This window comes from Kocuria sp., from assembly GCF_030538595.1.
GTDB lineage: Bacteria > Actinomycetota > Actinomycetes > Actinomycetales > Micrococcaceae > Kocuria.
Genome location: NZ_JAUNTS010000001.1, coordinates 255,112 through 281,018, shown reverse-complemented (window position 1 = coordinate 281,018; position 25,907 = coordinate 255,112). Strand labels below are relative to the sequence as shown.

Below are 25,907 nucleotides of genomic sequence, written 5' to 3'. Positions count from 1 at the left end.
TCGTCCAGCGGGCGGTCATCACAGACAAGTCCCTGACCAGTACGGATCATGACGTGCTGGAGATTCATCAAAGGAGATGACCATGGCAGAACCCGTCGTTTCGTCGGATGCCGCCGCGAACTCTCAGGCGGAGATCACTGCGGACATGCAGGAGATATACCGTGACTACGCTGCCAGCGGCGTGGTGGAGACGCAGCCCAGAATCGACTTCCCGCCCTATCGCAGTTCCATCCTGCGCCACCCCACCAAGGACCTGCACCACGCGGATCCGGAAACCATTGAGTTGTGGGCCCCGGCATTCGGTCAGCGGGACGTGCACGCCTTGGAAGCTGATCTCACCATTCAAGGTGGCGGCGAACCCATCGGGGAGCGCATGACGGTGAGTGGACGGGTACTGGATGGCAATGGCCGCCCGGTACGCAACCAGCTGGTGGAAATCTGGCAGGCCAACGCCGCTGGGCGTTACATCCACAAGCGCGATCAGCACCCTGCGCCCATTGATCCCAACTTCACCGGCGTGGGCCGCTGTTTGACCGGGGATGATGGCTCTTACTCCTTCACCACCATCAAGCCCGGTCCTTACCCGTGGAAGAACCACCACAATGCGTGGCGTCCGGCGCATATTCACTTTTCCCTGTTCGGTACTGATTTCACGCAGCGCATGATCACCCAGATGTACTTTCCGGGAGATCCGCTCTTTGACCTGGATCCGATTTATCAGGCGATCGTGGACCCCAAGGCCCGCGAACGCCTTGTGGCCACCTACGATCACAGCACCTCTGAGCACGAATGGTCATTGGGCTACACCTGGGACATTGTGCTGACTGGTTCCCACCGCACCCCCACCGAGGAGGACACCGATGTCTGAGTCAATCGAACAGCGGCACGGTCATCTGGTGGCCACCCCGGGACAGACCATTGGGCCGTTCTACGGCTACGCCCTGCCCTATGAACGCGGCGAATACCTGGTGGACCGTAATCATCCGGACGCCGTGCGGTTGCACGGTACGGTCTACGACGGCAACGGGGATCCCGTGCCGGACTCCATGCTGGAAATCTGGCAGGCTGATGCCAACGGCCGGGTCTCGCAGGAGCCGGGCTCTTTGATCCGTGACGGCTACACCTTCACCGGCTTTGGCCGCGTGGCAGTGGACAACGTGGGCCACTATGACTTCATCACGGTCAACCCGGGGGCAACAGATGAAGGCAAGGCCCCGTTCATTGCCATGACCGTGTTTGCGCGCGGTCTCCTCAATCGTCTGTTTACCAGGATTTATCTGCCGGAGGACACCCGGGCGTTGGCGCAAGATCCGGTGCTCTCAGCACTTCCGGAGCAGCGTGCGCAAACACTGATTGCTCAGCGTGAGCCCGATGGATCACTGCACTTTGACATTCACCTGCAGGGTGATGGCGAAACCGTGTTCCTCACCTTCCCGAACCACACGCCGTGACTCAGCGAGGATTGCTGCGGCCTGGGGCCCACCGGTTCGCCACGTTCACGGACGACGACGCCGTAGTGCGTGCGTTGGTGGACGTGGAGATCGCGTGGGTCCGGGCTCAGGCTGCGTCTGGACTGATCCCTGCGCAACACGCAGACGTGGTGCAGCAGGTTCTCTGCGGCCCGCTGGTGGACTTCACGGACGTTGCAGATCTTGCCATTCGGGCTGAGGCCGGGGGGAACCCCGTGATCCCCATGCTGCACGATGTCCGTGCAGCGGTTCGTGCCGTTGACTCTGAGGCAGCGGTCAGCATTCACCGCGGTCTGACAAGTCAGGATGTTCTGGACACGGCGCTCATGGTGGTGGCCCAGCGCTGTGTGAAGGCTGTTCGTGACGAACTGATGGACTGTGCGCGGGCACTGGGAAAGCTGGCGACGCAGCATCGGGACACCCCCTGCGTGGCCCGAACCTTGACTCAGCACGCCGTACCCGCCACGTTCGGGCTGCGGTGTGCACGGTGGATGCACGCGGTTTTGGATGCGAATCAGGCGCTGGCGAATCTGCGCTTTCCGCTTGCGGTGGGAGGTGCTGCCGGCACCTTGGCGGGCGTTGATTCCCTGGTTGAGTCATCGGCGGGGATGCACCCGGACGGCGTGGCTGATCGCACCACCGTGACTGCATTGAACAGCCGCTGGGCGGCGGAGCTCGGTCTGAATCCACCTGAACATGTATGGCACACATCGCGTGAAGCCGTCCTGCAGTGTGGGGCGGCTCTGGGGCAGACTGCTGCCGCACTGGGCGCAATTGCCAACGATGTCCTGTTGCTCTCCCGCCCGGAGATCGCCGAACTGCGCGAACCTGTGGCGCCGGGCCGCGGGGTGTCCTCAGCCATGCCACAAAAGCAGAACCCTGTGCTCTCGGTGCTGATCAAGCGAACAGCATTGAGTACACCGCAGTTGGTGGCTCAGCTGTTTGTGGCCGCTGGTGAATTTGTGGACGAACGTCCAGACGGGGCCTGGCACAGCGAGTGGCCGGCCTTTCAAGATCTTTTGGAGCTCACCGGTACGGCCACCCTGCAGGCCGGTGAGTTGATCGCAGGCTTGCAGATCTTCCCGGATGCCATGCGTGCCAATCTTGCACTCAGCGATCCCGGCTTGGTGTCTGAGCGACTGGTGAGGGTGCTGGGTCCGGCGCTGACCGATCACGGCCTGGAGGCCAAAGCTCAGATTCAGGAGGTGCTTGTGACTCATGCACCCAGTTCCAGGTCCGGACCGGGCTCTGATGCCCTGACCGACGGTGACGGCGATGGCGATGGCGTGTGGCGTGAACTCTTGGCCCTGACGCAGGGCCGCACTCTTCCGGATGGCTCAGCGGTCACGGCAGAGCTCATTCGTGAGCTGTGTGATCCCGCTGGGTACACGGGCCAAGCTGCGCAGTTGGTGGATGACGCGCTGTGCCGGTTGGAGCAGGTGCAGGCCAGTTCGTCTGCAGGAAAACCGGCTTCCGTGCGGGAAGACCAGATCTGATGGAGGACAAGCAACAATGACCGTTCCTGACATTCACTGGGTGATGCTCTCCGAACCACAACTGACGGAGAACCAGAACCTGTCAGACCCGAGCTCAGAAGCACCCCTGGTTGTGGTGGGTCCGTCCTTGGGAACGTCGGTGAGCAACCTGTGGGGCCCCGTGGCCCGTGAGTTGAAGGGGCAGGCACGGATTTTGGGCTGGGATCTGCCCGGGCACGGACACTCGCCTGCCGCTGCGCAGGAGTTCACCATGGCGGAGTTGGCTCAAGGAGTCTTGGCAGGTTTGGATGCCGTCCTGGCTGCGGGGGAAACTACAAAAACAGAACGTTCTTTCGTTTATGCAGGATGTTCGGTGGGCGGCTGTGTCGGCCAGCAACTTCTGGTGGATGTGCCCAGGCGGGTCCTGGGCGCGGTGCTGGTGACCACGGCACAAAAAGTGGGTGAGGCGCAGGGCTGGCGTGAACGAGCCGAGTTGGTGGCCCAGGCGGGAACTCCCACTCAGGTGATTGGCAGCGCCAAGCGGTGGTTTGCGGAAGGGTTCATTGCCCGGGATGCACAGTCCGGTACCGGTATTTCCACCAGCCTCCTACATGACCTGCAAGATGCGGACCGTCACGGCTACGCCCAGGTGTGTGAGGCCCTGGCCCAGTTCGACCTCCGCGGGCAACTGGGCGGCGTCGGGGTGCCGGTCACCGTGGTGGCCGGTGGTCAGGATGTGGCCACACCCCCGGAGCAGCTCCGGCAACTGGCCGATGCCATGACCGGGGCGGAGTACGTGGAGTACCACGACGTCGCTCACCTCCCACCCGCGGAAGCCCCCCAGCGCGTGGCTGCACAAATTGCCGCCGTGCTGGACCGTGTGAGCCAAAGCGGGCAGGAGGCCTGAGCCATGAGTATCAACAACCCACAGCGAACTGAAGCACAAGCGCACGCGGACGGAATGAAGGTGCGCCGAGAGGTGCTCTCCGATGCTCACGTGGATCGCGCGGAAGCCGCCAAAAATGACTTCACGTCTGAATGGCAGGACTTCATCTCCCGGTACGCGTGGGGGGAGATTTGGACTCGGCCCGGACTTGACCGGCCCATGCGCAGCGCCATCACCTTGACTGCGTTGATTGCCGGTGGACATTGGGGCGAATTCGAGATGCACGTCCGGGCGGCGCTGCGCAACGGTTTGACGCGGGAGCAGATCAAGGAAGTCCTGCTCCAATCTGCCATCTATCTCTCCGTGCCGGCGGCCAACAACGCTTTCTCCCACGCCAGAGCGGTTTTTCATCGACTGGATGCAGAAGCTGCTGACCACCCTGATGGCCCCGCGAGCAACAAAAACGGCCGCACAGATCACACCGGTGGTCAACAGAGTCACAGTGACCTCACGGCAGAGCAGAAGGAAAAGTCATGAGCCCGTCTTATGTGTACGACGCCGTTCGCACGCCCTTTGCCAAAATTGGCGGCGCTCTCTCCGATCATCGTCCGGATGATCTGGCGGCACTGGTGGTGCGCACCATGGTGGAGCGGGCCCCCGCGCTGGATCAGGAACGCATTGATGAAGTGGTGTTCGGAAATGCCAACGGGGCGGGGGAGGAGAACCGCAATGTGGCACGCATGGCCACTTTGTTGGCTGGTCTTGCCACGTCTGTACCCGGCACCACGGTCAATCGCCTGTGCGGCTCCTCTCTGGACGCTGCCATGATCGCCTCCCGCCAGATTGAGGTGGGGGAGTCCGATCTCATGCTGGTGGGTGGTGTGGAGTCCATGTCCCGCGCGCCCTGGGTTCTGCCCAAAACCGAACGAGCATTCCCTGTGCAGGACCTGCATTTGGCCAACTCCACCTTGGGGTGGCGGTTGGTGAATCCCCAGATGCCGGGGGAGTGGACGGTGTCCTTGGGGGAGGCCACGGAGCAACTGCGGGAAAAGCACGGCATCACCCGTGGCGAGCAAGACGAATTCGCTGCGCGTTCCCACCAGCTGGCGGCAGCAGCTTGGGAGCAGGGACGCTACCAAGATCTTGTGGTCAGTGTGCCGGCCAACTCCACACGTGGTTCAGATGTCCACACGGATGAGACGGTTCGCCCGGACTCAACCACGGAATCCTTGGGCGCACTGCGCACCGTGTTCCGTGCGGAGAACGGGACGATCACGGCAGGTAACGCATCCCCCATGAACGACGGCGCTTCCGCAGCCTGGCTGGGATCAGAAGCCGGCGCACAGCTCTTGGGCATGGACCCGCTGGCGCGGATCGCCGGACGTGGTTCCGCAGCCAATCAGCCACAGTTTTTTGGTGAAGCTCCCGTGGAGGCCGCGAATGTGGCACTGCAACGGGCGGGTGTCACCTGGAGCCAGGTGGGCGCCGTCGAACTGAATGAAGCCTTTGCGGCACAGTCGCTGGCGTGCACACGGCAATGGGGTGTGGACACGGACATTGTCAACGCCTGGGGTGGTGCCATCGCCATCGGGCACCCGCTGGGAGCCTCCGGAACTCGCGTGCTGGGGACCTTGGCGCGGCGTCTGAAGGCCGAGAATCAGCGCTGGGGCGTGGCCTCCCTGTGCATCGGCGTTGGCCAGGGGCTTGCCGTGGTGCTCGAAAACGAAGACGCGAAGTGAAGGACTGCCGTCATGCTCAATATCGTTGAATCAGCGGCCCAGGCCGTGGCTCCCATCAAAGATGGTTCCACCGTGATGATCGGGGGCTTTGGTGTTGCCGGGCAGCCCGTGGAACTCATTGACGCCTTGATCGAGCAGGGCGCCACGGAGCTGACCGTGGTGAACAACAACGCAGGCAACGGGGATGTGGGGCTGGCCAAGCTGATCCACCTGGGGCGAGTACGCAAGATCATCTGCTCTTTCCCGCGGCAATCGGATTCTCACCATTTTGATGCCAAGTACCACGCCGGTGAGATCGAGCTGGAAGTGGTGCCGCAGGGCAGTCTTGCGGAACGAATCCGTGCGGCCGGTGCGGGAATCGGGGCCTTTTTCACGCCAACCGGTTACGGCACGCCCTTGGCTGACGGCAAAGAGGTCCGTGAGCTCGGTGGAAAAATGCAGATTTTGGAGTACCCCATCACCGCGGACTATTCCTTGACCAAGGCGCTCACCGCGGATCGTGCGGGCAATCTGGTCTACCGCAAAACCGCGCGAAACTTTGGCCCCATCATGGCCGCTGCCGCCACACAATCGATTGTTCAAGTCAGCCACCTTGTGGAACGTGGCCAACTGGACCCGGAGGTGGTGGTGACCCCGGGGATTTACGTGGACACCGTGGTCGCCGTGTCCGAATCTGCCGTGGGACAGGCCTGAGCGGCACTGTCCGGAACTGTTGAAGGAGAGCACAGCATGACTCGCAAGACTCGGGAGGCGGCGCTGAGTCCGCAGGAACTGGCTGAAGTGGTGGCGGCGGACATTCCAGCGGGGGCTTACGTGAACCTGGGGATCGGCCAACCCACCTTGGTGTCCAATTACCTGACCCCGGAGGATGATGTCACGCTGCACACGGAAAACGGCATGCTCGGCATGGGAGCAGAGGCCCACGGTGATGACGTGGACGTGGATTTGATCAACGCCGGGAAAATCCCCGTCCAGGAGACTGCGGGATGCTCCTACTTTCACCACGCGGATTCCTTTGCCATGATGCGCGGCGGTCACCTGGATTGCTGTGTGCTCGGCGCCTTTCAGGTGGACCGTGCGGGGAACCTGGCCAACTGGCACACGGGCAAACCGGATGCCATTCCTGCGGTGGGTGGGGCCATGGATCTTGCCACGGGAGCAAAACAAACGTTCGTGATGATGACCCTCACCGCCAAGAACGGCCAGCCCAAGTTGGTGGAGGAATGCACCATGCCGCTGACTGGAGTGGGTTGTGTTTCTCGGGTTTACACCGATCAGGCAGTCTTTTTGATGCAGGGAGGCGGCACCGTGGTGGTTCGGGAAACCTTCGGCTGCGATTTTGACGATGTCCAAGACCTGGTGCCATTCCCGGTGGAGCGAGCTGTATGAGCACCGCGGGTGGTGAAGGTGGTCCGAATGCACGCGAGGGTGGCGGGCACTTTGTGCAATCCCTGGCGCGGGGTCTGGCGGTCATCGCGGCCTTCGACGACCGCCACCCCAGCATGACGCTCTCGGATGTGGCGCGCCGAACCGGCCTCACGCGCGCCACGGCCAGGCGTTTTCTGTTGACCCTGGAAGAACTCGGCTACGTGCGCAGTGACGGTCGGCAGTTCGAGCTCACCGCAAAAGTTCTCACGCTGGGCTACTCCTACTTGTCGGCACTGACCTTGCCCGAGTTGGTCACCCCGCACCTGCGCCAGCTCTCCGAACAGGTGCAGGAATCCTGCTCGGTGGCGGTCCTGGACGGCGGAGACATTGTGTATGTGGCCCGGGTGCAGATGCGCCACATCATGAACGTGGCCATCGCCGTGGGAACCCGTTTCCCCGCGCACGCAACGTCCATGGGCCGGGTCCTGTTGGCGCAACTGAGCAACGACGACGCCGTGGCCCGGTGCGCTGAGCACCTGGGTGATCCTCTCCTGGCTCGGACGGTTTCCACGCCGCAAGAACTCATCAGGCGACTGGATGAGGTTCGCCGGCGTGGCTACGCCGTCGTGGATCAGGAATTGGAAGCCGGGCTACGTTCCGTGGCGGTCCCGCTCCAGGATTCCCGCGGGGTGACCGTGGCCGCAGCCAATGTCTCCATGAGGGTGGGGGCAAGTCCGGCGGCTGATGATCCGGTGGGGCAGATCTTGCCCCACCTGCAAAGCTGCGCCGCCGCAGTGCACCGCGATCTGGTGGCCAGTGCAGCCAGTTAGCCATCCTCGCCGCCACCGGGCCACCCACGCGGCCTCGCCGCTACTTCTGCATCTGGCCAGCCCATGCCGTCCCACCAGCCCATGCTGTCTCGCAAGCCCGTGCGTCCCGCAGACTGGCGCACCCGAGCAGTAGCCACGCAGCGGGGACTCTGCTAAGCTGTCCGGGATTGGCTCGATCACCCATGCCTGCCTTTAGCGGAATCTGTGAATTCAGCAGACCGCGATTATGGCAAACATGAGATCGCATTCCAGTGGCAATTTGGACACCGTCCCGAGGATCGCAAGATGAACCTCAGTGCCACTTTTTTGTATGTCCACGCTCCAGTGAGCGGCGGGTGACGAGCAGGCCGTCAAAAGCCACAGACCACCATGAAAGCGGTGCCGTTCCTTGCGGGCCGCCGTCACCAGGAGACAAAGTGCCAACTATTCAGCAGTTGGTCCGGAAGGGCCGCAGCCCCAAGGTCGTGAAGACCAAGGCGCCTGCCCTGAAGGGCAACCCCATGAAGCGTGGCGTGTGCACCCGTGTGTACACCACCACCCCCAAGAAGCCGAACTCCGCTCTGCGTAAGGTCGCTCGTGTGCGCCTCAACGGCGGCATCGAGGTCACCGCGTACATCCCCGGTGAGGGCCACAACCTCCAGGAGCACTCGATCGTGCTGGTTCGCGGTGGTCGTGTGAAGGACCTCCCCGGTGTTCGCTACAAGATCGTCCGCGGCGCCCTGGACACCCAGGGTGTCAAGGGACGCGGCCAGGCCCGCTCCCGCTACGGCGCGAAGAAGGAGAAGAAGTAATGCCTCGTAAGGGTCCCGCTCCCAAGCGCCCGCTCGTTGTCGACCCCGTCTACGGTTCGCCGGTCGTCACCCAGCTGATCAACAAAGTCCTGCAGGATGGCAAGAAGTCCACCGCCGAGCGCATCGTTTACGGCGCCCTGGCCGGTGTGGAGCAGAAGACCGGCTCCGAGCCTGTCGCCACCCTGAAGAAGGCTCTGGAAAACGTCAAGCCTGCTCTGGAAGTGCGCTCCCGCCGCGTCGGTGGTGCCACCTACCAGGTGCCCGTTGAGGTCCGTGCCGGACGTTCCACCGCTCTGGCGCTGCGCTGGTTGGTCGGTTACGCCAAAGCCCGCCGCGAAAACACCATGACCGAGCGTCTCATGAATGAGATCCTGGACGCCTCCAACGGCCTCGGTGCAGCGGTCAAGCGCCGTGAAGACACCCACAAGATGGCTGACTCCAACAAGGCCTTCGCTCACTACCGCTGGTAATACCAGCCCCGCTGGTACCATCGGCCCGGTCTGCCGCTCCTTTGACAACCACCCCCGGGTGGTTCGGGCGGCAGACCGATGGCCACACCTCAGAAGGGATACACCGTGGCACTTGACGTGCTTACCGACCTCAAGAAGGTCCGCAACATCGGCATCATGGCCCACATTGATGCCGGCAAGACGACCACAACCGAACGCATCCTGTTCTACACCGGCATCAACCACAAGCTCGGCGAGACCCACGACGGTGCCTCGACGATGGACTGGATGGAGCAGGAGCAGGAGCGTGGCATCACGATCACCTCCGCTGCCACCTCTTGCTACTGGCACGACAACCAGATCAACATCATCGACACCCCCGGTCACGTGGACTTCACCGTTGAGGTGGAGCGTTCCCTGCGTGTGCTCGACGGTGCCGTTGCCGTGTTCGATGGCAAGGAAGGCGTTGAGCCGCAGTCGGAGACCGTGTGGCGTCAAGCTGACAAGTACGACGTCCCCCGTATCTGCTTTGTCAACAAGATGGACAAGCTCGGTGCGGACTTCTACTTCACCGTGGACACCATCATCTCCCGCCTGGGCGCCAAGCCTCTGGTCCTGCAGCTGCCGATCGGTTCCGAATCCGAGTTCGTCGGCGTGGTTGATCTGCTGACCATGAAGGCACTCGTGTGGGAAGGCGACTCCAAGGGCGATGTCTCCCTGGGTGCCTCATACGAAACCCAGGAGATCCCGGCTGATCTGCAGGATCGCGCGGAGGAATACCGCAACAAGCTGGTTGAGGACGTCGCCGAAGCCGACGACGACCTCATGGAGAAGTACCTGGGCGGCGAAGAGCTGACCGTTGAGGAGCTCAAGGCCGGCATCCGTAAGCTGACCATCAGCTCCCAGGCTTACCCCGTGCTGTGTGGTTCCGCCTTCAAGAACCGCGGTGTGCAGCCCATGCTGGACGCCGTGATCGACTACCTGCCCTCCCCGCTGGACGTCCCCGACGTCCAGGGCCACGCCGTGAACGACGAAGAAGAAGTCATGACTCGCCCCGCGAGCTCGGCTGCTCCCTTCTCCGCTCTGGCGTTCAAGGTGGCAACTCACCCGTTCTACGGCACCCTGACCTACACCCGCGTTTACTCGGGCAAGGCCAAGGCCGGCGAGCAGGTGCTGAACTCGACCAAGGGCAAGAAGGAGCGCATTGGCAAGCTGTTCCAGATGCACTCCAACAAGGAGAACCCGGTTGAGGAAATTCAGGCTGGCCACATTTATGCGGCCATCGGTCTGAAGGACACCACCACGGGTGACACCCTGTGCGATCCGGCCAACCCGATTGTGCTGGAGTCCATGTCCTTCCCGGCTCCCGTGATCTTTGTGGCCATTGAGCCCAAGACCAAGGGTGACCAGGAGAAGCTGTCCACGGCCATCCAGAAGCTCTCCGCAGAGGACCCCACCTTCACGGTGTCCTTGAACGACGAAACCGGTCAGACCGAAATCGGCGGCATGGGCGAGCTGCACCTGGACATCCTGGTGGACCGCATGAAGCGCGAGTTCAAGGTGGAAGCCAACGTGGGCAAGCCCCAGGTGGCTTACCGCGAAACCATCAAGAAGGCCGTGGACAAGGTCGACTACACCCACAAGAAGCAGACCGGTGGTTCCGGTCAGTTTGCAAAGGTGCAGGTCTCCTTCGCCCCGATCGAGCTGGATGCCGAAGAGCTCTACGAGTTCGACAACGCCGTTACCGGTGGTCGTGTGCCGCGCGAGTACATCCCGTCGGTGGACGCCGGTATCCAGGACGCCATGCAGTTGGGCATCTTGGCCGGCTACCCCATGGTGGGTGTCAAGGCAACGCTGATCGACGGCGCTTACCACGACGTCGACTCCTCCGAAATGGCGTTCAAGATCGCCGGTTCCATGGTGTTCAAGGAAGGCGCCAAGCGTGCCAACCCGGTGCTGCTGGAACCGCTCATGGCCGTTGAGGTCCGTACTCCGGAGGAGTACATGGGCGATGTCATCGGTGACTTGAACTCCCGCCGTGGACAAATCCAGTCCATGGAGGACGTCACCGGAGTCAAGCTGGTCAAGGCCAACGTTCCGCTGTCTGAGATGTTCGGCTACATCGGAGACCTGCGCTCGAAGACCCAGGGTCGCGCGGTGTACTCCATGCAGTTCGACTCTTACTCAGAGGTTCCCAAGACCGTGGCTGACGAGATCATCCAGAAGAACCGCGGCGAATGAGTCGTCAGCGATTCGCAACGGGTGTGTCCCGGTAGCGAATCGCCGCTCGGGTGACCCATCCGAGCCCTGAGATTGTGTCCCGTTCCCAGCGGGCGCGGGACACAATCTCCAATTTCATAACGAACCACCACATGACTACACTTGCAGAGGTTTCTGTTCGCTTCAGCGCCTCTTATGCCTGCGCGAGCGGGCAAGCAAGGTTTCCACTCACGTTCTAGGAGGAACAACCATGGCGAAGGCCAAGTTCGAGCGCACCAAGCCGCACGTCAACATCGGCACCATCGGCCACGTCGACCACGGCAAGACCACGCTCACGGCTGCCATCTCCAAGGTCCTGGCTGACAAGTACCCGGACATCAACGAGCAGCGCGATTTCGGCATGATCGACTCCGCTCCCGAGGAGCGCCAGCGCGGTATCACCATCAACATCGCGCACATCGAGTACCAGACCGAAAAGCGTCACTACGCTCACGTGGACGCCCCCGGCCACGCTGACTACGTCAAGAACATGATCACCGGTGCCGCCCAGATGGACGGCGCAATCCTGGTGGTTGCTGCAACTGACGGCCCCATGGCCCAGACCCGCGAGCACGTTCTGCTGGCCCGTCAGGTGGGCGTGCCCTCCCTGATGGTTGCTCTGAACAAGTCCGACATGGTCGACGATGAAGAGCTGCTGGACCTGGTCGAGATGGAGGTCCGCGAACTGCTGTCCGACCAGGGCTTCGACGGCGACGACGCTCCCGTGATCCGCGTTTCCGCTCTGAAGGCTCTGGAAGGCGACGCCGAATGGGTCAAGTCCGTTGAGGACCTGATGGAAGCTGTTGACGAGTTCATCCCGGACCCCGTCCGCGAGACCGACAAGCCCTTCCTGATGCCCATCGAGGACGTCTTCACCATCACCGGTCGTGGCACCGTGGTGACCGGCCGTGCCGAGCGTGGCACCCTGCCGATCAACTCCGAGGTCGAGATCGTTGGCATCCGCCCGATCCAGAAGACCACCGTGACCGGTATCGAGATGTTCCACAAGCAGATGGATGAAGCTCTGGCCGGTGAGAACTGTGGCCTGCTGCTGCGTGGCCTCAAGCGCGACGACGTCGAGCGTGGCCAGGTTGTCTGCAAGCCGGGCTCCATCACCCCGCACACCGACTTCGAGGCGAACGTCTACATCCTCTCCAAGGACGAGGGTGGCCGTCACAACCCGTTCTACTCGAACTACCGTCCGCAGTTCTACTTCCGGACCACCGACGTCACCGGCGTCATCACCCTGCCGGAAGGCACCGAGATGGTCATGCCCGGTGACAACACCGAGATGACCGTTGAGCTGATCCAGCCCATCGCCATGGAAGACGGCCTCGGCTTCGCCATCCGTGAAGGCGGCCGCACCGTTGGCTCCGGCAAGGTCACCAAGATCATCAAGTGATCACTCGCTGATTGATCTGGGACTCAGGTCCGTAAGGACCTGATCCGGGACTGCTTTGAAGGCCCCGTACCGCATATCCGGTACGGGGCCTTCTGCCGTTCCCACCCGCCCCCCTCCTCCACTGCCGAACGTCCGAATTTGGTCGTTTCCGAGGCGGAAAAGCAGCCAAACTCGGACGTTCGGCAGTGGAGAGGGTAGGGGGAGCTCGACGGCGTGCCACGGGTCAGAGCTCTGTGGCTGAGCTCTTCTCACGACGCCAGTCGAGCAGTCTCGGCAGTCCGATCCCGATCATGATCCCCAGCATGGCGAGCATGAACTGGGGATGGTTGTTGTCATTCATGCCCGGCCCGATCACGCCAAAGTAGGCCAACCACCACACCAGGAGTGGGGCCGCCAAGACGAGCATGGCCTTGATGCCACTGACGTTCCGGACGATCAGTCCAGCGAGCAATCCGCCCACGATTCCGAACAACATCCACATGTGTGGCCTCCTCAGCTGTCTGCCACCAGGCCGGATGTGCTCAGCTTAGAACTTGACAGCTCATGAATACATCTTCGGGCAACAACAGTTGGCACCCCACCCCCTTACTGCCGAACGTTTGAGTTTGGTCGTTTCCGAGGCGGAAAAACAGCCAAACTCGGACGTTCGGCAGTCAGGGGGTGGGTGAGGTGTGGCACATGGTTGGGTGCGGGGTTGCGGGGGAGTGGAGCCGCGTGGCAGGATAGACGCTGTTGTTCGCAAGCCGTGGCATGTCCGCGTGCGGAGATTCCGGTAAAAATCGGGACAGATAACCCACGTGTGCGTCACGGAACAACCCATGAACGACCACCCCGAAACCTCAAAGGCATCGGCATGCGCAAGGCGCGTGAGCGACACGCCCGAGTACGGGGACCGGTGCTTCGATGGGGCGAGGAACCCGGATGATCCGGATTCGGCCCATGCGAAGCGGCACTGTGAAAGTGCCACACACAAGGAGCTTCACGCTCCGTCACAGGGAAGTACTTGAAGAAAGAGAGTCACGACGCCATGGCGGGACAGAAAATCCGCATCCGGCTGAAGTCCTATGACCACGAGGTCATTGACGTCTCGGCCCGCAAGATCGTCGAGACGGTGACCCGCGCTGGGGCAACCGTGGTTGGCCCCGTGCCGTTGCCGACCGAAAAGAACGTGTACTGCGTGATCCGTTCGCCGCACAAGTACAAGGACAGCCGTGAGCACTTTGAGATGCGTACTCACAAGCGGCTGATTGACATCGTCGACCCGACTCCCAAGGCCGTTGATTCGCTCATGCGCCTGGACCTCCCGGCCGACGTCAACATCGAAATCAAGCTCTGATAAGGACCGCAGACGTAATGACTACGACTTACGAACGCCAGATGAAGGGCATCCTGGGCAAGAAGCTCGGTATGACCCAGGTCTGGGACGAGGACGGAAAGCTCGTCCCGGTCACCGTCGTGCAGGCCGACACCAACGTTGTGACTCAGCTGCGCACCGCGGAGGCCGATGGCTACTCAGCCATCCAGATCGGCTACGGCCAGATCGACCCCCGCAAGGTGACCAAGCCCCTGGCAGGGCACTTTGAGAAGGCCGGTGTTGCTCCGCGCCGCCACGTCGTTGAGGTTCGCACCTCCGATGCCGGCGAGTACGAGCTCGGCCAGGAACTTTCCGTAGAGCTGTTCGAGGCCGGCCAGTTGGTCGACGTCGTCGGCACGACCAAGGGCAAGGGCACCGCCGGTGTCATGAAGCGCCACGGCTTTGCCGGTGTGGGCGCCTCCCACGGTCAGCACAAGAACCACCGCAAGCCGGGTTCTATCGGTAACGCCTCCTTCGCCGCTCGCGTGTTCAAGGGCATGCGCATGGCGGGCCGGATGGGTCACGACCGCCACACGACCATGAACCTCAAGGTCCAGGCCGTTGACGCCGATAACTCCCTGCTTCTCATCAAGGGTGCCGTCCCCGGCCCCAAGGGTTCGGTCGTCTTCGTCCGCACCGCCGTGAAGGGAGCCTGATCAAGCCATGGCAACTGAGACCATCAACGTGGAACTGCCCGCCGAGATCTTCGACGCCAAGACCTCCGTGCCGCTGATGCACCAGGTCGTCGTCGCTCAGCTGGCTGCCGCCCGCCAGGGCACCCACAAGACCAAGCGTCGCGGTGAAGTGTCCGGCGCAGGCCGCAAGCCGTTCAAGCAGAAGGGCACCGGCCGGGCTCGTCAGGGCTCCATCCGTGCACCTCAAATGACCGGTGGTGGCATTGTCCACGGCCCACAGCCGCGTGACTACTCACAGCGCACCCCCAAGAAGATGAAGGCTGCTGCCCTGCGCGGCGCCCTGTCTGACCGGGCGCGCCACGATCGCATCCACGTCGTGGCTTCCCTGGTTGAGGGGGACACCCCTTCCACCAAGGCTGCCAAGGCTGCACTGGCCGGGATCACCGAGCGCAAGAACGTGCTCGTGGTGCTGGACCGCCAGGATGACGTCACCGCGTTGTCGGTGCGCAACCTGGGCAACGTGCACAGCCTCTACGCCGACCAGCTCAACACCTACGACGTTCTGGTCAACGACGACGTGGTCTTCACCAAGGCTGCCTACGACGCCTTTGTCGAGGTCGCCCAGAACGGCAAGAAGCAGGAGGACGCCAAGTGAGCGTGACCTACAAGGACCCGCGCGACGTCATCATCGCCCCCGTGGTCTCCGAAAAGGCCTATGGCCTGATCGACCAGGGGCAGTACACCTTCTTCGTCGCCACCGATGCCAACAAGATTGAGATCAAGCAGGCTGTTGAGGCCATCTTTGATGTCAAGGTGGCATCCGTGAACACCGCCAACCGTGACGGCAAGCGCAAGCGCACCCGCTTCGGCTGGGGCCAGCGCAACCGCACCAAGCGCGCCATCGTGACCCTCTCCGAGGGCACCATCGACATCTTCGGAGGCCAGGGCTGAAAAGCCCAAAGGCCACACCTATCGAGGAATTTCAAACATGGCTATTCGTAAGCACAAGCCGACGACGCCGGGCCGCCGTGGCTCGTCCGTCGCGGACTTCGCAGAGATCACCCGGTCCACGCCGGAGAAGTCCCTGGTGCGCCCCCTCCCCAAGAAGGGCGGGCGTAACAACCTGGGCCGTATCACCACTCGTCACAAGGGCGGTGGACACAAGCGCCAGTACCGCGTGATCGACTTCCGTCGTCACGACAAGGACGGCGTGAACGCCAAGGTTGCTCACATTGAGTACGACCCCAACCGCACCGCACGCATTGCTCTGCTGCACTACGTGGACGGCACCAAGCGCTACATCGTGGCGCCCAACCGTCTCAAACAGGGCGACGTCGTTGAAACCGGTCCCGCGGCGGACATCAAGCCCGGCAACAACCTGCCGCTGCGCAACATCCCCGTGGGTACCGTGATCCACGCGGTTGAACTGCGCCCCGGTGGCGGTGCCAAGCTGGCCCGCTCCGCAGGTGCCTCCGTGCAGCTGGTTGCCAAGGAGGGCAAGTACGGTCAGCTCCGTCTGCCTTCCGGCGAAATCCGCAACGTCGACGTCCGCTGCCGCGCGACCGTCGGTGAGGTCGGCAACGCTGAGCAGTCCAACATCAACTGGGGCAAGGCAGGCCGTAACCGCTGGAAGGGCATTCGCCCGACCGTGCGCGGTGTGGTCATGAACCCGGTTGACCACCCCCACGGTGGTGGTGAAGGCAAGACCTCCGGTGGTCGTCACCCGGTCAACCCGAACGGTAAGCCCGAGGGCCGTACCCGTCGCCCCAACAAGGAAAGCGACAAGCTCATCGTCCGCCGTCGCCGTACCGGCAAGAACAAGCGCTAAGGGAGCCTTTAACCATGCCACGCAGCCTGAAGAAGGGCCCTTTCGTCGACCAGCACCTTTTTGTGAAGGTGGCCAAGGAGAACGAGAAGGGCACCAAGAACCTGATCAAGACCTGGTCGCGCCGCTCGATGATCATTCCCGACATGCTCGGGCACACGATCGCCGTGCACGACGGCCGCAAGCACATCCCGGTGTTCATCACCGAGTCCATGGTTGGTCACAAGCTCGGCGAGTTCGCTCCCACGCGCACTTTCCGTGGCCATGTGAAGGACGACAAGAAGGGCAAGCGCCGCTGATCCCCGTGATCAGTAGCGTTTAGCACTTCGTCAAGAGACGAGAAGAGGAAAGCAATGGAAGCCAAGGCATCCGCGCGATATGTCCGCGTGACGCCGATGAAGGCCCGGCGCGTCGTCAACCTGATCCGTGGCCAGCAGGCACACGAGGCACTGGCCATCCTGAAGTTCGCCCCCCAGGGTGCTTCGGAGCCGGTGTTCAAGGTTCTGTCGTCCGCAGTGGCCAACGCCCGCCAGGCGGCTGACCGCCAGGGTTTGCCGTTCCGCGAAGAGGACCTGGTTGTGTCCGAAGCCTTCGTGGATGAAGGACCCACCATGAAGCGGTTCCGCCCGCGTGCCCAGGGCCGCGCCTACCGGATCAACAAGCGCACGAGCCACATCACCTTGGTCGTGGCCACCCCGGAGAACGAGGAGGTCCGCTAAGTGGGACAGAAGATCAACCCCAACGGTTTCCGCCTTGGAATCACCACGGACCACGTTTCGCACTGGTTCGCTGATTCCAACAAGGAAGGCCAGCAGTACAAGGACTACGTCCGCGAGGACGTGCAGATCCGCAAGTTGATGGACACCGGCATGGAGCGCGCCGGCATCTCCAAGGTGGAGATCGAGCGCACCCGTGACCGCGTCCGCGTGGACATTCACACCGCCCGTCCGGGCATTGTGATCGGCCGCCGCGGCGCCGAAGCCGACCGCATCCGCGGTGAGTTGGAAAAGCTCACCGGCAAGCAGATCCAGCTGAACATTCTTGAGGTCAAGAACCCCGAGGCTGACGCTCAGCTGGTTGCCCAGGGTGTTGCCGAGCAGCTGGCCTCCCGTGTGGCTTTCCGCCGCGCCATGAAGAAGGCCATCCAGTCCGCACAGCGTGCGGGCGCCAAGGGTATCCGTATCCAGTGCGCCGGCCGTCTGGGCGGTGCGGAAATGTCCCGTTCGGAGTTCTACCGCGAAGGCCGTGTGCCCCTGCACACCCTGCGCGCGAACATCGACTACGGCTTCTTTGAAGCCAAGACCACCTTCGGCCGCATCGGTGTGAAGGTTTGGATCTACAAGGGCGATTTGACGGACAAGGAACTGGCAGCACAGGAAGCTGCAGCTCCGTCCCGCGGCCGTGGCGGCAACGACCGTCGCGGTGGTGGCGAGCGTCGTCGTCGTAACGACCGTAATGACCGTGGGGGCCGCCGCGGGGAGCGCACCGAGCGTTCCGGCGAGGCTCCTGCCGCTGAAGCCCAGGCTTCGGCGTCCAACGCAGAGGGTGGTAACTGATGCTCATCCCCCGTCGTGTGAAGTACCGGAAGCAACACCACCCCAAGCGCAGTGGCATGGCCAAGGGCGGCACCGAAGTAACTTTCGGTGACTGGGGTATTCAGGCACTGACCCCGGCATATGTGACCAACCGGCAGATCGAGGCAGCTCGTATTGCCATGACCCGCTACATCAAGCGTGGCGGCAAGGTTTGGATCAACATTTACCCGGACCGTCCCCTGACCAAGCGCCCCGCCGAAACCCGTATGGGTTCCGGTAAGGGTTCCCCCGAGTGGTGGGTTGCCAACGTCAAGCCGGGTCGCGTGATGTTTGAACTCGGCGGCGTGTCCGAAGAGGTCGCCCGCGAGGCTCTGCGTCTGGCCATCCACAAGCTCCCCATGAAGGCACGCATTGTGCGACGCGAAGGCGGTGAATGATCCATGGCTGTTGGATCCAAGGATCTGAGCATTGAAAAGCTCGACGAGCTCGACAACGACGCTCTCTACACCGAGCTGAAGAAGGCCAAGGAAGAGCTGTTCAACCTGCGCTTCCAGTCGGCCACCGGGCAACTGGAGTCGAATGGTCGTCTGAAGGCCGTCAAGCGTGACATCGCCCGCATCTACACGGTCCTGCGCGAGCGCGAGCTCGGCATCCGTGCCACGAACACCACTGATGAGGATGATGCCAAGTGACCGAACAGGCACAGAAGACCGAGGAGCGCGGGTACCGCAAGACCCGCCGTGGCTACGTCACCTCGGACAAGATGAACAAGACCGTTGTGGTGCAGCTTGAGGACAACGTCAAGCACGCCCTGTACGGCAAGGTCATGCGCCGCTCCAAGAAGGTCAAGGCCCACGACGAGGAAAACTCGTGCGGCATTGGCGACTTGGTGTTGATCGCTGAGACTCGCCCGCTGTCTGCTGACAAGCACTGGCGCGTGGTGGAGATCATCGAAAAGGCCAAGTGATCCGGTGCCGATCTGCGCTCGCGGCTCACACGGCTGACGGAGCAGATTGAACACTTTGCAACGGCCCGTCCGATCCCGAAAACTCGGGGGAGGGCGGGCCGTTGTGCTGCTCACACTCAGGGTGCGGCTCTGTGGTCAGCGTGGTAATGTTGACGTCTTGTGTGGGCAGCACTATGCCCTCACCCCTCTGCTCTTTCGTGCCAGCGCATAATGCCCGCAGCATGACTCTGCGCCCACCGGGCAGCAATGAATCCACTGCGAGTTCAGATGCTTCTGGCACGAATAGGCCGAGCCCCTGCCGCAGTGTGCGCCCAGCGTGCCGAGACGCGGTGGAGGGGAATCTATCCGACTAGCTGTTCCGCTAGGCCCGCCCCTGAAGCATGTGAAGTGAAGGGTGCTGGAACCGGCGTGACGACAGGAGACAACAAGTGATTCAGCAGGAGTCGCGGCTGACCGTCGCCGACAACTCGGGTGCGAAGGAAATCCTGACCATCCGCGTTCTCGGTGGATCAGGTCGCCGCTACGCAGGCATCGGTGACACCATCGTTGCCACCGTGAAGGACGCCACCCCCGGTGGCAACGTCAAGAAGGGCGACGTCGTCAAGGCTGTCGTCGTTCGTACCAAGAAGCAGCGCCGCCGTCCGGATGGTTCTTACATCCGTTTCGATGAGAACGCCGCAGTGATCCTCAAGTCCGACGGCGGTGACCCCCGCGGTACCCGTATTTTCGGCCCGGTGGGGCGCGAATTGCGTGACAAGAAGTTCATGAAGATCGTCTCGTTGGCACCGGAGGTGCTCTGATGCCCAAGTTCAAGATCAAGACCGGCGACCTGGTGCAGGTCATCTCCGGCAAGAAGGACAACAAGGGCAAGCAGGGCAAGGTCCTGCGTGTCATCCCCGAGACCCAGCGTGTGGTCGTCGAGGGCGTCAACGTGGTGACTCGCCACAAGCGCGCCACCATGCAGGGTGAAACCGGCGGCATCGAGAAGCTCGAAGCCCCGATTCACATCTCCAACGTGGCACTGGTTGACCCCGAGACCAAGAAGCCGACCAAGGTTGGCTACCGCACCGAGACCGTGGAACGCAACGGCCGCACCAAGACCGTTCGCGTGCGCGTGTCCAAGAGCACTGGTAAGGATCTGTGATGACCGAGACCACCGCACCTAGCTTCAAGACCAAGTTCCAGGACGTGGTTGTTCCCGCTCTGCAGGAGCAGTTCAACTACGCCAACGTCATGGAAACGCCCCGCATCGTCAAGGTTGTCGTCAACATGGGTGTGGGCGACGCCGCCAAGGACTCCAAGCTCATTGACGGGGCTGTCCGGGACCTGACGGCCATCACCGGCCAGAAGCCCGTGATCAACCGCGCCAAGAAGTCCATTGCGCAGTTCAAGCTGCGTGAAGGCATGCCGATCGGTTGCCACACCACTCTGCGTGGCGATCGCATGTGGGAGTTCCTGGACCGTCTGGTGAGCCTGGCTCTGCCCCGTATCCGCGACTTCCGCGGTCTCTCTGACCGCCAGTTCGACGGCAACGGCAACTACACCTTCGGTCTGACCGAGCAGTCCATGTTCCACGAAATTGATCAGGACAAGATTGATCGCGTGCGCGGTATGGACATCACCGTGGTGACCACGGCAAAGACCGACGACGAGGGCCGTGCGCTGCTGAAGGCGCTCGGTTTCCCCTTCAAGACCAACTGACGACTACGTCTCAGGTCCTTGAACGTGCGGCGGCGCGCAGCGCTGCAACCGCATTAGGAAACCAAGACGAGGAAGGGCACGAGCCCACATGACCATGACAGATCCTGTCGCAGACATGCTGACCCGTCTGCGCAACGCAAACTCTGCCTACCACGACACCGTGAGCATGCCGTACTCCAAGCTCAAGGCACGTGTTGCAGAGATCCTGAAGACCGAGGGCTACATTGCCGATTGGTCCGAGGAACCCGCCAAGGTCGGCAAGACCCTGGTTCTGACCCTGAAGTTCGGTCCGCAGCGCGAGCGTTCGATCGCTGGCGTGCGCCGTATTTCCAAGCCGGGCCTGCGTGTTTACGCAAAGTCCACCAACCTGCCGCGCGTTCTGGGCGGGCTGGGCATCGCCATCCTCTCGACCTCCTCGGGACTGCTGACTGACAAGCAGGCTTCCAAGAAGGGCGTGGGCGGCGAGGTCCTGGCCTACGTCTGGTGATCCGGTAGCGCAGAAAGGAAGGAAGAGAACATGTCACGTATTGGACGTCTCCCCATCTCTGTGCCCGCCGGCGTCGAGGTGAAGATTGACGGCTCCGAGGTTTCCGTGAAGGGACCCAAGGGCGAGCTGAACCACACCGTGGCCGCACCGATCGAACTGTCTCAGGAAGACGGCACGATCACGGTCACCCGTCCCAATGACGAGCGCGAGTCCCGCTCCTTGCACGGCCTGACCCGCACCCTGGTCCAGAACATGATCGTGGGTGTCACCGATGGCTACAGCAAGGGTCTGGAGATTGTCGGCACCGGTTACCGCGTGCAGGCAAAGGGCCAGAACCTGGAGTTCGCTCTGGGTTACTCGCACCCGATCACGTTTGAAGCCCCCGCAGGCATCGAGTTCGCCGTCGAAGGTGCGAACAAGTTGACCGTCAAGGGCATCGACAAGCAGCAGGTTGGCCACGTGGCCGCCAAGATTCGCGGGCTGCGCGCCCCCGAGCCCTACAAGGGCAAGGGTGTCCGCTATGCGGGCGAGCAGATCCGCCGCAAGGCCGGAAAGGCAGGTAAGTGATCATGGCTCTGAACATCAAGGGCAAGTCCAAGGCCGCACAGCGTGCGCGCCGGCACGCCCGCGTTCGCAAGTACGTCACGGGCACTGCCGAGCGTCCGCGCCTGGTTGTGACCCGGTCCACCCGGCACATGTTTGTGCAGGTCATCGACGACGCCCGCGGTGTCACCCTGGCATCTGCTTCCACCATGGAAGCTGAGCTGCGTGGCTCCGAGGCTGACAAGTCCGCAAAGGCAAAGCGCGTTGGCGAACTCGTCGCCGAGCGCGCCAAGGCCGCCGGCATCGAAGCCGTCGTGTTCGACCGCGGTGGCAACAAGTACCACGGTCGAGTGGCTGCCGTCGCCGACGGCGCCCGTGAGGGAGGTCTGGCACTGTGAGCGAGCAGAACACCGAGAACAACAACGTGGCAGCTGAGGCTGGCACGGAATCCAACACCGAGCAGCGCGGCGCCCAGGGCGATCGCAATGACCGCGGTGGCCGCAACAACGATCGCGGCGGTCGCAACGACCGTGGCGGCCGTGGTGAGCGCGGTGGTCGTGGCCGCGAGCGTGATGAAGACAAGGACAAGTTCCTTGAGCGCGTCGTGACCATCAACCGCGTGGCCAAGGTGGTCAAGGGTGGTCGTCGCTTCAGCTTCACCGCACTGGTGGTTGTGGGCGATGGCGACGGCATGGTCGGCGTCGGATACGGCAAGGCCAAGGAAGTTCCGGCCGCCATCTCCAAGGGCGTCGAGGAAGCCAAGAAGAACTTTTTCCGGGTTCCTCGCGTGGAGAAGCGCACCATCCCGCACCGTGTGCAGGGTGAAGCCGCTGCCGGCGTCGTCATGCTGCGTCCGGCAACCCCGGGTACCGGTGTGATCGCCGGTGGTCCCGTGCGTGCGGTTCTGGAGTGCGCCGGTATTCACGACGTTCTCTCGAAGTCCCTCGGGTCTTCCAACCAGATCAACATCGTGCACGCGACCATCGAGGCCCTTCGCCAGCTCGAAGAGCCCGCGGCTGTCGCGGCTCGCCGTGGCTTGCCCATGGACGAGGTCGTCCCCGCCCCGCTGCTGCGCGAACTCCAGCAGAAGGCAGGTGCGTGAGATGACGCAGAAGCGAATCCAGGCTGACGGTCGGGAGCTGAAGATCACCCAGATCCGCTCCCAGGTCGGCCAGAAGCAGAACATGCGCGACACCCTGCGTTCGTTGGGCCTCAAGCGGCCCGGCAACGTGGTGGTTCGCAAAGCCGATGAGGCAACCGCGGGCATGATCAACACCGTGGCCCACCTCGTGACGGTTGAGGAGGCCTGAGCATGGCTGAGAACACTGAGAATGTTGCTGTTGACGGCAGCACCAAGGATGCCCTGAAGATCCACCACTTGAAGCCGGCCCCCGGCGCCAAGAAGGCCCGCACCCGTGTGGGCCGTGGTGAGGGTTCCAAGGGTAAGACCGCAGGTCGCGGTACCAAGGGCACCAAGGCTCGTTACCAGGTGAAGCCCGGCTTTGCCGGTGGCCAGCTGCCCTTGCACATGCGTCTGCCCAAGCTGCGTGGTTTCCACAACCCGTTCCGCGTCGAGTACCAGGTGGTCAACCTGGACCGTCTGGGCGAGTTGTTCCCGCAGGGCGGCACCGTGAGCATCGAGGATCTGGTGGCCAATGGTGCGGTTCGCAAGAACCAGCCGGTCAAGGTCCTGGGCGACGGCGAAATCACCGTTGCGGTCAACGTGACCGCCAACAAGTTCTCCGCCACCGCTGCGGAGAAGATCGCTGCTGCCGGTGGTTCCACCACCACGGTGTGATCATCGTGAGAGCGGCGTCGTCGGTGTGAACCGGCGACCATGACACTGGCCCTCATCCCGCACAGGGGTGAGGGCCAGTGTCATGCCCGGGTGGTAACTGGCTGGTGGTGGTCCGGCTGCCGGGTACCCGGCGTCGAGTACTCAAACATGCGGCACCTGAGTGCGTCAGGAACCAAGGAAGTGCGAATTCGTCCCTGTAAAGGCGGAGTGTGAGACTTCCCTCCGACCCAAGATGCTGCGATTCGTCACCCTTTCGTTAGACTTGCCGGGGCCAAGACGGCCTTTGCAATATCAGCACCGACACCCGCCCGGGTGGATTCGCCCAACGCGATCCGTTCAACGCATTGTGATGCGTACCGGGATGGGGCCGGAGATTTGACCGGCCCACGGTCGAGAACAAGACCCAAGGAGAGATCTGTGCTCAGCGCTTTCGGTCGTGCTTTCACGACTCCCGAGCTGCGGAACAAGATTCTGTTCACCATCGGGATCATCATGATCTACCGGCTGGGCACTTTTGTGCCCGCCCCCGGCGTGGATTACGGCAACGTCCAGCAGTGCCTGGCGTTGGGTAATACGTCCGGTGGTGTCTATGACCTGGTCAACCTGTTCAGTGGCGGCGCGTTGCTGCAGGTGTCGATCTTTGCCCTCGGTGTGATGCCCTACATCACGGCCAGCATCATTGTGCAGCTTCTGCGCGTGGTGATCCCAAGGTTCCAGGAACTGCATGAGGAAGGCCCCCAGGGGCAAGCCAAGCTCACGCAGTACACCCGGTATCTGACCATCGGACTGGCCTTGCTCAATGCCACCACCGTGGTGTCCCTGGCCCGCAGCGGCCAGCTGCTGGCAGGTTGCCCGCTTCCGGTGATCCCCAACGACACCATTGTGACCATCCTGATCATCATTCTGACGCTGACCGCCGGAACCACCGTGATCATGTGGTTGGGTGAGCGGATCACGGACAAGGGTGTTGGCAATGGCATGTCCTTGCTGATCTTCACCTCCATTGCCGCCACTTTCCCGTCTGCGCTGGGGCAGATCTTCAATACCCAGGGCTGGGGTCCGTTTGCGCTGGTGCTGTTGGTGGGCCTGGTGGTCATCATCTGCGTGGTGTTCGTGGAGCAGTCCCAGCGCCGGGTGCCGGTGCAGTACGCCAAGCGCATGGTCGGCCGGCGCACCATCGGCGGCACCACCACCTACATCCCGTTGAAGGTCAACATGGCCGGCGTGATCCCGATCATCTTTGCCTCCTCCATGCTGATGCTGCCCGGACTGGTCTCCCAGTTCGCCATGCCCACGGACGGCTCTCCGGTCCCGGCGTGGATCAACTGGGTCAACACCTATCTGGCTTCCGGGGACCATCCGGTCTACATGGCCACCTACTTCCTGTTGATCGTCTTCTTCACGTACTTCTACGTGTCCATCACCTTCAACCCGGAGGAAGTTGCCGGGAACATGAAGCGCTACGGCGGATTCATCCCCGGAATCCGTGCGGGCAAACCCACGGAGAACTACCTGCGTTACGTCATCAACCGCATCACCCTGCCGGGTGCCTTGTATCTGGGTATCGTGTCGATGATCCCTTTGATCGCTCTGGTGCTGTTCAACGCCAACCAGAACTTCCCGTTCGGTGGTCCGTCCCTGCTCATCATGGTGGGTGTGGGGCTGGACACGGTCAAGCAAATTGACGCTCAGCTGCAGCAACGTCACTACGAAGGTCTGCTGCGCTGAGGCGAACGCACCCCGCCACTTGACCCCAACGTCGTCGTGCACCAGGTGTGGACGGCAAATGCAGAACTCATAGGAGAGTGAATATGACACGCATGTTGATCATCGGTCCGCCCGGTGCGGGCAAAGGTACCCAGGCCGTGCGCATTTCCGAGCGGCTGGGCATCCCCGCGATCTCCACCGGAGACATCTTCCGCTACAACATCAAGAACGGCACGGAGCTGGGCAAGGAAGCTCAGTCCTACACCGACGCCGGAAATTTGGTTCCCGATTCCGTCACCAATCGCATGGTCCGGGACCGTTTGGCAGAAGACGATGCTCAGAACGGCTTTCTGCTGGACGGCTACCCGCGCAACGCCGCGCAGGTTGAGGAGCTGGACAGCATCCTGGCCGAACGCGGGGAGAACCTTGACGTGGTGTTGCAGCTGACCGCGGACACCGAGGAACTGGTGGCTCGTCTGCTGGGCCGCGCGGCAGAGCAGGGCCGCGCCGATGACACCGAGGACGTCATCCGCCACCGGCTGGACGTGTACGAGCAGGAGACGGCGGTGGTCGTCGATCTGTATGCCGCACGTGGAATCGTGCGAGAAGTGGATGGCCTGGGTTCCATTGACCAGGTCACCGAGCGCATTGTGACCACCCTGGCCTGATCCGCAGGCCGCCAATTTC

General features: G+C 62.5%; 36 protein-coding genes. 35 read left to right on the top strand and 1 reads right to left on the bottom strand.

Going from position 1 to position 25,907, the window contains the following annotated elements:
* Positions 1–82 precede the first annotated feature (82 nt).
* From pcaH to tuf, 13 genes are all read left to right on the top strand, one after another.
* Positions 83–868, top strand: coding sequence for a protocatechuate 3,4-dioxygenase subunit beta (gene pcaH / locus Q4G32_RS01345; RefSeq protein ID WP_303348675.1), 786 nt, complete (start codon positions 83–85; stop codon positions 866–868).
* Positions 861–1,451 (top strand): protocatechuate 3,4-dioxygenase subunit alpha, encoded by a 591-nt coding sequence (gene pcaG / locus Q4G32_RS01340; protein WP_303348673.1) that lies wholly within the window; start codon positions 861–863, stop codon positions 1,449–1,451. The genes pcaH and pcaG overlap by 8 nt, the downstream gene beginning before the upstream one ends.
* A complete protein-coding gene (locus Q4G32_RS01335) occupies positions 1,448–2,965 on the top strand; it encodes a lyase family protein (RefSeq protein ID WP_303348672.1) in 1,518 nt (505 codons plus the stop codon). Before pcaG ends, Q4G32_RS01335 begins: the two co-directional genes overlap by 4 nt.
* Positions 2,966–2,981: 16 nt before the next feature.
* Positions 2,982–3,851 (top strand): alpha/beta fold hydrolase, encoded by an 870-nt coding sequence (locus Q4G32_RS01330; protein WP_303348670.1) that lies wholly within the window; start codon positions 2,982–2,984, stop codon positions 3,849–3,851.
* A gap of 3 nt (positions 3,852–3,854) precedes the next feature.
* Positions 3,855–4,367 (top strand): carboxymuconolactone decarboxylase family protein, encoded by a 513-nt coding sequence (locus Q4G32_RS01325; RefSeq protein WP_303348668.1) that lies wholly within the window; start codon positions 3,855–3,857, stop codon positions 4,365–4,367.
* On the top strand, positions 4,364–5,569 hold the full coding sequence (locus tag Q4G32_RS01320; RefSeq protein WP_303348666.1) for a thiolase family protein: 1,206 nt from the start codon (positions 4,364–4,366) through the stop codon (positions 5,567–5,569). The genes Q4G32_RS01325 and Q4G32_RS01320 overlap by 4 nt, the downstream gene beginning before the upstream one ends.
* Before the next feature lie 12 nt (positions 5,570–5,581).
* Positions 5,582–6,262, top strand: coding sequence for a 3-oxoacid CoA-transferase subunit A (locus Q4G32_RS01315; protein ID WP_303348664.1), 681 nt, complete (start codon positions 5,582–5,584; stop codon positions 6,260–6,262).
* A 36-nt stretch (positions 6,263–6,298) separates the two neighbouring features.
* Positions 6,299–6,958 carry a 3-oxoacid CoA-transferase subunit B gene (locus Q4G32_RS01310; RefSeq protein WP_303348661.1) on the top strand — a complete coding sequence of 220 codons (660 nt, stop codon included), beginning with the start codon at positions 6,299–6,301 and terminating at the stop codon, positions 6,956–6,958.
* A complete protein-coding gene (locus Q4G32_RS01305) occupies positions 6,955–7,767 on the top strand; it encodes an IclR family transcriptional regulator domain-containing protein (RefSeq protein WP_303348660.1) in 813 nt (270 codons plus the stop codon). Before Q4G32_RS01310 ends, Q4G32_RS01305 begins: the two co-directional genes overlap by 4 nt.
* A 416-nt stretch (positions 7,768–8,183) precedes the next feature.
* Positions 8,184–8,558 carry a 30S ribosomal protein S12 gene (gene rpsL, locus Q4G32_RS01300; protein WP_303348659.1) on the top strand — a complete coding sequence of 125 codons (375 nt, stop codon included), beginning with the start codon at positions 8,184–8,186 and terminating at the stop codon, positions 8,556–8,558.
* Positions 8,558–9,028 carry a 30S ribosomal protein S7 gene (gene rpsG, locus Q4G32_RS01295; RefSeq protein WP_047691286.1) on the top strand — a complete coding sequence of 157 codons (471 nt, stop codon included), beginning with the start codon at positions 8,558–8,560 and terminating at the stop codon, positions 9,026–9,028. Before rpsL ends, rpsG begins: the two co-directional genes overlap by 1 nt.
* 105 nt (positions 9,029–9,133) lie before the next feature.
* Positions 9,134–11,248, top strand: a complete 2,115-nt coding sequence (gene fusA, locus Q4G32_RS01290) for an elongation factor G (protein WP_303348656.1) — start codon at positions 9,134–9,136, stop codon at positions 11,246–11,248.
* 229 nt (positions 11,249–11,477) lie between these two features.
* Positions 11,478–12,668: an elongation factor Tu gene (gene tuf / locus Q4G32_RS01285; protein WP_303348655.1), complete on the top strand. Its 1,191-nt coding sequence runs from the start codon at positions 11,478–11,480 to the stop codon at positions 12,666–12,668.
* 223 nt (positions 12,669–12,891) lie between these two features.
* Here tuf and Q4G32_RS01280 read toward each other — a convergent pair whose 3' ends face one another.
* Complete coding sequence (locus Q4G32_RS01280) at positions 12,892–13,149, bottom strand: hypothetical protein (RefSeq protein WP_303348653.1); 258 nt, start codon at positions 13,147–13,149, stop codon at positions 12,892–12,894.
* 546 nt (positions 13,150–13,695) lie between these two features.
* On the opposite strand from Q4G32_RS01280, the gene rpsJ reads away from it, so the two are divergent.
* From rpsJ to Q4G32_RS01170, 22 genes are all read left to right on the top strand, one after another.
* Complete coding sequence (gene rpsJ / locus Q4G32_RS01275; RefSeq protein WP_013349689.1) at positions 13,696–14,004, top strand: 30S ribosomal protein S10; 309 nt, start codon at positions 13,696–13,698, stop codon at positions 14,002–14,004.
* Positions 14,005–14,021: 17 nt separating this feature from the next.
* Positions 14,022–14,678: a 50S ribosomal protein L3 gene (gene rplC, locus Q4G32_RS01270; protein ID WP_303348652.1), complete on the top strand. Its 657-nt coding sequence runs from the start codon at positions 14,022–14,024 to the stop codon at positions 14,676–14,678.
* Between the two features lie 7 nt (positions 14,679–14,685).
* A complete protein-coding gene (rplD, locus tag Q4G32_RS01265; RefSeq protein WP_303348650.1) occupies positions 14,686–15,312 on the top strand; it encodes a 50S ribosomal protein L4 in 627 nt (208 codons plus the stop codon).
* A complete protein-coding gene (rplW, locus tag Q4G32_RS01260; protein WP_047691966.1) occupies positions 15,309–15,608 on the top strand; it encodes a 50S ribosomal protein L23 in 300 nt (99 codons plus the stop codon). The genes rplD and rplW overlap by 4 nt, the downstream gene beginning before the upstream one ends.
* A gap of 37 nt (positions 15,609–15,645) precedes the next feature.
* Positions 15,646–16,485 carry a 50S ribosomal protein L2 gene (rplB, locus tag Q4G32_RS01255; protein ID WP_303348646.1) on the top strand — a complete coding sequence of 280 codons (840 nt, stop codon included), beginning with the start codon at positions 15,646–15,648 and terminating at the stop codon, positions 16,483–16,485.
* A gap of 14 nt (positions 16,486–16,499) precedes the next feature.
* Positions 16,500–16,781 (top strand): 30S ribosomal protein S19, encoded by a 282-nt coding sequence (gene rpsS, locus Q4G32_RS01250; protein WP_303348644.1) that lies wholly within the window; start codon positions 16,500–16,502, stop codon positions 16,779–16,781.
* A 54-nt stretch (positions 16,782–16,835) separates the two neighbouring features.
* Positions 16,836–17,201, top strand: coding sequence for a 50S ribosomal protein L22 (gene rplV, locus Q4G32_RS01245; protein ID WP_303348643.1), 366 nt, complete (start codon positions 16,836–16,838; stop codon positions 17,199–17,201).
* Complete coding sequence (gene rpsC, locus Q4G32_RS01240) at positions 17,202–18,038, top strand: 30S ribosomal protein S3 (RefSeq protein ID WP_303348641.1); 837 nt, start codon at positions 17,202–17,204, stop codon at positions 18,036–18,038.
* Entirely contained in the window at positions 18,038–18,454 is a 417-nt protein-coding gene (gene rplP / locus Q4G32_RS01235) for a 50S ribosomal protein L16 (protein ID WP_303348639.1), read from the top strand. The genes rpsC and rplP overlap by 1 nt, the downstream gene beginning before the upstream one ends.
* Before the next feature lie 3 nt (positions 18,455–18,457).
* Positions 18,458–18,709, top strand: coding sequence for a 50S ribosomal protein L29 (rpmC, locus tag Q4G32_RS01230; protein ID WP_303348638.1), 252 nt, complete (start codon positions 18,458–18,460; stop codon positions 18,707–18,709).
* Positions 18,706–18,984: a 30S ribosomal protein S17 gene (rpsQ, locus tag Q4G32_RS01225; protein ID WP_303348637.1), complete on the top strand. Its 279-nt coding sequence runs from the start codon at positions 18,706–18,708 to the stop codon at positions 18,982–18,984. The genes rpmC and rpsQ overlap by 4 nt, the downstream gene beginning before the upstream one ends.
* A 428-nt stretch (positions 18,985–19,412) precedes the next feature.
* Positions 19,413–19,784: a 50S ribosomal protein L14 gene (gene rplN / locus Q4G32_RS01220; RefSeq protein WP_303348636.1), complete on the top strand. Its 372-nt coding sequence runs from the start codon at positions 19,413–19,415 to the stop codon at positions 19,782–19,784.
* Positions 19,784–20,128, top strand: a complete 345-nt coding sequence (gene rplX / locus Q4G32_RS01215; protein ID WP_303348635.1) for a 50S ribosomal protein L24 — start codon at positions 19,784–19,786, stop codon at positions 20,126–20,128. The genes rplN and rplX overlap by 1 nt, the downstream gene beginning before the upstream one ends.
* On the top strand, positions 20,128–20,685 hold the full coding sequence (gene rplE, locus Q4G32_RS01210) for a 50S ribosomal protein L5 (RefSeq protein WP_303348633.1): 558 nt from the start codon (positions 20,128–20,130) through the stop codon (positions 20,683–20,685). The genes rplX and rplE overlap by 1 nt, the downstream gene beginning before the upstream one ends.
* Positions 20,686–20,773: 88 nt before the next feature.
* The gene (rpsH, locus tag Q4G32_RS01205; RefSeq protein WP_303348631.1) at positions 20,774–21,172 is read left to right on the top strand and encodes a 30S ribosomal protein S8; all 399 of its coding nucleotides are present in this window, start codon (positions 20,774–20,776) and stop codon (positions 21,170–21,172) included.
* A gap of 30 nt (positions 21,173–21,202) precedes the next feature.
* Positions 21,203–21,739, top strand: a complete 537-nt coding sequence (gene rplF / locus Q4G32_RS01200; protein WP_303348629.1) for a 50S ribosomal protein L6 — start codon at positions 21,203–21,205, stop codon at positions 21,737–21,739.
* 2 nt (positions 21,740–21,741) lie between these two features.
* A complete protein-coding gene (rplR, locus tag Q4G32_RS01195; RefSeq protein ID WP_303348627.1) occupies positions 21,742–22,113 on the top strand; it encodes a 50S ribosomal protein L18 in 372 nt (123 codons plus the stop codon).
* A 26-nt stretch (positions 22,114–22,139) separates the two neighbouring features.
* Positions 22,140–22,817 carry a 30S ribosomal protein S5 gene (gene rpsE, locus Q4G32_RS01190; RefSeq protein WP_303348948.1) on the top strand — a complete coding sequence of 226 codons (678 nt, stop codon included), beginning with the start codon at positions 22,140–22,142 and terminating at the stop codon, positions 22,815–22,817.
* A 1-nt stretch (position 22,818) separates the two neighbouring features.
* A complete protein-coding gene (gene rpmD, locus Q4G32_RS01185; protein ID WP_047691979.1) occupies positions 22,819–23,025 on the top strand; it encodes a 50S ribosomal protein L30 in 207 nt (68 codons plus the stop codon).
* Between the two features lie 2 nt (positions 23,026–23,027).
* Positions 23,028–23,513, top strand: a complete 486-nt coding sequence (gene rplO, locus Q4G32_RS01180; RefSeq protein WP_303348625.1) for a 50S ribosomal protein L15 — start codon at positions 23,028–23,030, stop codon at positions 23,511–23,513.
* A 417-nt stretch (positions 23,514–23,930) separates the two neighbouring features.
* On the top strand, positions 23,931–25,241 hold the full coding sequence (gene secY / locus Q4G32_RS01175) for a preprotein translocase subunit SecY (RefSeq protein ID WP_303348623.1): 1,311 nt from the start codon (positions 23,931–23,933) through the stop codon (positions 25,239–25,241).
* A gap of 83 nt (positions 25,242–25,324) precedes the next feature.
* Positions 25,325–25,888: an adenylate kinase gene (locus tag Q4G32_RS01170; protein WP_303348622.1), complete on the top strand. Its 564-nt coding sequence runs from the start codon at positions 25,325–25,327 to the stop codon at positions 25,886–25,888.
* The last annotated feature ends 19 nt before the right edge of the window (positions 25,889–25,907 follow it).

Bases quoted from the DNA above. Each gene is read 5' to 3' on its own strand.
- pcaH (WP_303348675.1), top strand. From the start codon at position 83: ATGGCAGAACCCGTCGTTTCGTCGGATGCCGCCGCGAACTCTCAGGCG.
- pcaG (WP_303348673.1), top strand. From the start codon at position 861: ATGTCTGAGTCAATCGAACAGCGGCACGGTCATCTGGTGGCCACCCCG.
- Q4G32_RS01330 (WP_303348670.1), top strand. From the start codon at position 2,982: ATGACCGTTCCTGACATTCACTGGGTGATGCTCTCCGAACCACAACTG.
- Q4G32_RS01325 (WP_303348668.1), top strand. From the start codon at position 3,855: ATGAGTATCAACAACCCACAGCGAACTGAAGCACAAGCGCACGCGGAC.
- Q4G32_RS01320 (WP_303348666.1), top strand. From the start codon at position 4,364: ATGAGCCCGTCTTATGTGTACGACGCCGTTCGCACGCCCTTTGCCAAA.
- Q4G32_RS01315 (WP_303348664.1), top strand. From the start codon at position 5,582: ATGCTCAATATCGTTGAATCAGCGGCCCAGGCCGTGGCTCCCATCAAA.
- Q4G32_RS01310 (WP_303348661.1), top strand. From the start codon at position 6,299: ATGACTCGCAAGACTCGGGAGGCGGCGCTGAGTCCGCAGGAACTGGCT.
- Q4G32_RS01305 (WP_303348660.1), top strand. From the start codon at position 6,955: ATGAGCACCGCGGGTGGTGAAGGTGGTCCGAATGCACGCGAGGGTGGC.
- rpsG (WP_047691286.1), top strand. From the start codon at position 8,558: ATGCCTCGTAAGGGTCCCGCTCCCAAGCGCCCGCTCGTTGTCGACCCC.
- tuf (WP_303348655.1), top strand. From the start codon at position 11,478: ATGGCGAAGGCCAAGTTCGAGCGCACCAAGCCGCACGTCAACATCGGC.
- Q4G32_RS01280 (WP_303348653.1), bottom strand. From the start codon at position 13,149: ATGTGGATGTTGTTCGGAATCGTGGGCGGATTGCTCGCTGGACTGATC.
- rpsJ (WP_013349689.1), top strand. From the start codon at position 13,696: ATGGCGGGACAGAAAATCCGCATCCGGCTGAAGTCCTATGACCACGAG.
- rplC (WP_303348652.1), top strand. From the start codon at position 14,022: ATGACTACGACTTACGAACGCCAGATGAAGGGCATCCTGGGCAAGAAG.
- rplD (WP_303348650.1), top strand. From the start codon at position 14,686: ATGGCAACTGAGACCATCAACGTGGAACTGCCCGCCGAGATCTTCGAC.
- rplB (WP_303348646.1), top strand. From the start codon at position 15,646: ATGGCTATTCGTAAGCACAAGCCGACGACGCCGGGCCGCCGTGGCTCG.
- rpsS (WP_303348644.1), top strand. From the start codon at position 16,500: ATGCCACGCAGCCTGAAGAAGGGCCCTTTCGTCGACCAGCACCTTTTT.
- rplV (WP_303348643.1), top strand. From the start codon at position 16,836: ATGGAAGCCAAGGCATCCGCGCGATATGTCCGCGTGACGCCGATGAAG.
- rplP (WP_303348639.1), top strand. From the start codon at position 18,038: ATGCTCATCCCCCGTCGTGTGAAGTACCGGAAGCAACACCACCCCAAG.
- rpmC (WP_303348638.1), top strand. From the start codon at position 18,458: ATGGCTGTTGGATCCAAGGATCTGAGCATTGAAAAGCTCGACGAGCTC.
- rplX (WP_303348635.1), top strand. From the start codon at position 19,784: ATGCCCAAGTTCAAGATCAAGACCGGCGACCTGGTGCAGGTCATCTCC.
- rplE (WP_303348633.1), top strand. From the start codon at position 20,128: ATGACCGAGACCACCGCACCTAGCTTCAAGACCAAGTTCCAGGACGTG.
- rpsH (WP_303348631.1), top strand. From the start codon at position 20,774: ATGACCATGACAGATCCTGTCGCAGACATGCTGACCCGTCTGCGCAAC.
- rplF (WP_303348629.1), top strand. From the start codon at position 21,203: ATGTCACGTATTGGACGTCTCCCCATCTCTGTGCCCGCCGGCGTCGAG.
- rplR (WP_303348627.1), top strand. From the start codon at position 21,742: ATGGCTCTGAACATCAAGGGCAAGTCCAAGGCCGCACAGCGTGCGCGC.
- rpmD (WP_047691979.1), top strand. From the start codon at position 22,819: ATGACGCAGAAGCGAATCCAGGCTGACGGTCGGGAGCTGAAGATCACC.
- rplO (WP_303348625.1), top strand. From the start codon at position 23,028: ATGGCTGAGAACACTGAGAATGTTGCTGTTGACGGCAGCACCAAGGAT.
- Q4G32_RS01170 (WP_303348622.1), top strand. From the start codon at position 25,325: ATGACACGCATGTTGATCATCGGTCCGCCCGGTGCGGGCAAAGGTACC.